The 1,388-nt window shown below is 33.2% G+C and carries 1 protein-coding gene and 2 pseudogenes; 2 read left to right on the forward strand and 1 reads right to left on the reverse strand.

Translation table 11 applies throughout. The annotated features are described in order from the left end of the window. Window positions 1-294 (forward strand): annotated as a pseudogene (locus GQ593_RS13715) (hypothetical protein); the annotation flags it as partial. Continuing rightward, window positions 294-734, forward strand: coding sequence for a hypothetical protein (locus GQ593_RS13275; RefSeq protein ID WP_160432457.1), 441 nt, complete (start codon window positions 294-296; stop codon window positions 732-734). The pseudogene GQ593_RS13715 and the gene GQ593_RS13275, both read left to right, overlap by 1 nt. On the opposite strand, the pseudogene GQ593_RS14365 reads toward GQ593_RS13275, so the two are convergent. Next, window positions 720-1,264: pseudogene (locus tag GQ593_RS14365) on the reverse strand (RNA 2'-phosphotransferase). The gene GQ593_RS13275 and the pseudogene GQ593_RS14365 overlap by 15 nt on opposite strands. Window positions 1,265-1,388 lie beyond the last annotated feature (124 nt).

Genomic DNA, 1,388 nt, shown 5'->3' on the forward strand with positions numbered 1-1,388 from the left:
GCACTGTCTAATATTTTGGCGAGGATCAATGTAGTAAAAATGCCAGATGGAAAATTAACGAGTATGGATAATACTCGAATTATAGCTGCACGAGAAGCAGGCATTGATGTTCGAGTTATTATTCGTTATTTTAATGATAGACTAACGCCAGAAATTCAAAAAGCTCGAGGTTGGGAACAATATAAAACGTGGGGTGAAGCAATTAAAGGACGTATAAATAAACAATCTGGAGGTTTTGGGAAACAAAACCCAAATGGTTCAATACAACCTCCTAAAATAAAAGGTAAACAGTAATGTCAAATATATTTTTATATAATCTTCCTATACTACCCAACGGCTTTGCTTTTCCTAAAAGCTATGTTGATACTGTAAAGAATAATAATATTATTCATATTGAGCCATGGTCTTTTTTATGTCAAGATATAGGGATGTCATTAAGTTATTACGGCTCAATGCTAATAAAATATACAAATCATCCTTTAATACCTTTTGCCATTGCTAACGATCAATCGGGTTTTTTTAATGATGGATACATTATTTTAGCCTGCTTTGATGGAAATGATACAAGTGGAGATCCGAAGGTATATTTTCATGATTATGGTTATAATGGGGAAGAACCTTCTTGGGAAAACCGATATCATTTAGACAATTTTTTAACTTGGTTTGAACTAGCCAAAGCAGAATCAGCCCAATATAAAGCTGAGAGGTCTGAATTAGATTTAGTCAAATATTAAAAAGCCAGTATGAACATTATTGGTTAACCAAACGCCATTATCAGCTAGATAAAACTTAAAGCCTTGTTGATGCATTAGTAAGGCCTTTACCTTTAATACAATAGGTTTACCGTGGCGTTTCCCTACAGCATTAGCTGTCTGTTCATTAATAGATAAATGGACATAATGGCGATCACCTGCAATTAATCCTTGTTTTTTATTGAATCAATAAAGCGCGTTGCTGTACCATGATATAAAAATTCGGGTGGTACTTGTTCAACATACTTAATTTTAACTTGTTGAGTTGAATGTCCTTGTGCTGCGCGTATTTTTAAACCGTCTTCTGAAATCATAAAACGTCTTTTATCGCTTGTTTTGACAACTTCTTCGATTAATTCTTTGGTAAGTGATTCACCATGTTGATTAGCTTGTAGGAGCAAGACATTAATATCGACCCATCCTTCAGTATCTAAGGTTATACCAATAGCTTCTGGTTGATGCCTTAAAATGTAACTTAAAAATTTACTCATTTTATTTAATTGATAGTTCATGTTTGATATCTCTTATGAATCCTATTAATCGTGGTGGATTTACTTATTACTTTTTAAACCTACAAAGCAAGCTTCCCCCAACTAACAAAAGAAAATTGATCCTCACCAAAATATTAGACAGTGT

The organism is Gilliamella sp. Pas-s25, from assembly GCF_009795885.1.
Lineage (GTDB): Bacteria > Pseudomonadota > Gammaproteobacteria > Enterobacterales > Orbaceae > Gilliamella.

Coding starts and splice junctions, on each gene's coding strand:
- GQ593_RS13275 (WP_160432457.1), top strand. CDS start 294: ATGTCAAATATATTTTTATATAATCTTCCTATACTACCCAACGGCTTT.